Origin of the sequence: Candidatus Protofrankia californiensis (assembly GCF_900634765.1) — a bacterium.
GTDB classification, from domain to species: domain Bacteria; phylum Actinomycetota; class Actinomycetes; order Frankiales; family Frankiaceae; genus Protofrankia; species Protofrankia californiensis.
In genome coordinates, this window is the sequence record NZ_CAAAFT010000373.1 from 1261 (window position 1) to 3685 (window position 2425).

Annotated in this window: 2 protein-coding genes and 1 pseudogene; 1 reads left to right on the forward strand and 2 read right to left on the reverse strand. The window is 70.8% G+C overall.

The window, feature by feature from the left end; genetic code table 11:
- Both DD1DGNOD_RS19030 and DD1DGNOD_RS19035 read right to left on the reverse strand, forming a co-directional pair.
- A pseudogene (locus DD1DGNOD_RS19030) lies at window positions 1-280 on the reverse strand (Gfo/Idh/MocA family protein); the annotation flags it as partial.
- 74 nt (window positions 281-354) lie between these two features.
- Entirely contained in the window at window positions 355-915 is a 561-nt protein-coding gene (locus DD1DGNOD_RS19035; RefSeq protein ID WP_206443300.1) for a thiol-disulfide oxidoreductase DCC family protein, read from the reverse strand.
- A 51-nt stretch (window positions 916-966) separates the two neighbouring features.
- On the opposite strand from DD1DGNOD_RS19035, the gene pknB reads away from it, so the two are divergent.
- A partial coding sequence (pknB, locus tag DD1DGNOD_RS19040; RefSeq protein ID WP_241255840.1) for a Stk1 family PASTA domain-containing Ser/Thr kinase occupies window positions 967-2425 on the forward strand: 1459 nt, incomplete at its 3' end.

Consider the following 2425-nt stretch of genomic DNA (forward strand, 5'->3'; position numbering starts at 1 on the left):
GTTCATGGACCGGCGTCACCCGGCCCGGCACCAGCCCGGACGCCTCGACCAGCGGGCTGTCAGGTGGCAGCGACCGCAGGGTGGGACCGGCGAGCAGCACCGGGACGGACTGGCGCGCGCGGTCCAGCACATCCTGCTCGCTGCTGTCCAGTGGCCGGTCGATGAGGACGAGCAGCGCGTCCGCGGACCGCGCGGATGTGGGCCCGAGCCCCGCGCCCCGCAGATGGTCACCGAGTGCGCTGGCGCCGGGAAGGTTCGAGACCAGGTGAATGCGGGGCACGCAGGCACTGTAGTAATTAGCCGGTCGGCAAACCCACAGGGGGTCCGGTCATGAAACGCCGGTGACGAGGAGGATCAGCGCGGCGGTGTACCCGCCGGCCCGCAGCTGCCGGCCGGCGCATCCCCGCGCAAACCCCGTGCCCACAACCACAATCCGCGCCAGGTCGGGGAGGGCAGCCGGCCCCGGTTGCGACACACCTGGGCATAGACGGCGGCGGCGGCGCGGCCGGGCAGGGGGCGTTGAACAAGTTTGCCCAGCGTCCGCCATGGCTGCCGGGACAGGGTCATCCACGCGGCCACCGCTTGCGCACCTGAGTGCACCGCGCCATCCATGCCCACCCACTGGACGGCGTCCCGTGCCTGCTCCTCGGTCAGGCCGAGCCGGTGCAGATCAACTGCCTGCCAGGGCCAGACGTCCGGGACCGCGCTGAGATGGCGGGTGAGAAGTCCGACACCGGCCTGGCAGAAACCGCAGTCACCGTCCCAGATGAATACCGGACGTTGACGCCTGCCAACGCCCGCCTTTGGCCTTCTGGTGCTCCGGGGACTGGGGCCTCCGGCAGCGCGAAAAAACCATGATCGTGCTGCCTTTGGCCCGCTCGGCGGCGCCTGCGGCGTCGACTTGCCAGGTGTCACGGCGGGTGGCTCGTCCCGGTGGCGGCCCACCCCGTTCATACTGGACCGGGTATGGTCGCGGTGCCGGATTTCGGCGTCGCCGTCGAGCGCTCTAAGCTGTTCAATGTGGACGCGACCGTCGCAGACCCCGTCATCGGACGGTTGCTGGACGGGCGCTATACCGCGCAGGAACGCATCGCCGTCGGCGGTATGGCGACGGTCTACGTCGCTCATGACAACCGGCTTGACCGGCTGGTCGCTCTCAAGGTCATGCATCCCGCGTTCGCGCACGACGAGGACTACCTCCGTCGTTTCCAGCGGGAAGCCACCGCCGCCGCGCGGCTGAACACCCCGTGCGTCGTCTCCATTCTCGACCAGGGCAGCGATCACGGACCCAGCGGCCCGGTGATTTACCTCGTGATGGAGCTCGTGCGAGGCCAGACCCTGCGGCAGTTCATCGGCAGCCGCGAGCGGCTGACCCCCACCGAAGCCATCGAGATCATCGAACCGGTCCTCGAGGCTCTCGCGGCGGCCCACGACGCGGGGATCATCCACCGCGACATCAAGCCGGAGAACATCCTGCTCGGCTACGACGGCCAGGTGAAGGTCGCCGACTTCGGGCTCGCCCGGCCGCTCAACCAGGCGACCTACGCCATGACCCAGGGCGTTGTGATGGGGACCGTCGGCTACCTGGCGCCTGAGCAGGTCAGCGACGGCTCCGCCAGTACCCGTAGCGACGTCTACACCGCCGGGGTCGTCCTGTACGAGATGCTCACCGGGGTGCTGCCCCACACCGGCGCCACCCCGATGTCCGTGGCCTACCAGTCGGTGCACGGCGAGGTCCCCGCACCGTCGACAGCCGCGCAGGGAATCCCAGCCGAACTGGACGGCCTGGTGCTGCACGCCACGGCACGCGACCCGAACATGCGGCCGGCTGACGGGGCCGCCATGCTCGACGAACTGCACCGCGTCCTGCCCTACCTGCCGGAACCGACCGGGGACCCCGCCGGCAACGGGGCTCACGGCAACGGGGCTCACAGCGCTCACAGCGCCGGTTTTCACCACCGGAGCAGGCCGCGCGCGACCGCCGGCCTTGCCCTGGGCGGCCACCTGCTGCCCGGGTGGCGCTACCGGCTCCCACTCCGCCGGTCCCGCGGCAGGCTTGTGATGGTAGCCGTGATCGTGGCCGTCGCCCTGGTCTGCGGGCTCGTCGCGACCAGGGCATTGTCCGGGCCGGGCAAGGTGCGGGTCCCGCCGCTGGTGGGTCTCGACCGGGCGGCGGCGGTGCAGGCACTGACCGATGCCGGATTCGCTGTGGCCTACGACGAGGCCGCCACCAGCGACACCGTCCCCGACGGGAAGGTCATGGGGCAGGAACCGGCCAGCGCCACCGAGGCAGTGCGCGGCAGTACCGTGCGGATACGCCTGAGCCTGGGCAGGGCGCAGGTCCGCGTGCCCGACGTCGCCACCCTGTCGGTGGCGGAGGCCCAGGCCCGTCTCACCCGCCAGCAACTCAACGTCTCCGGTACGC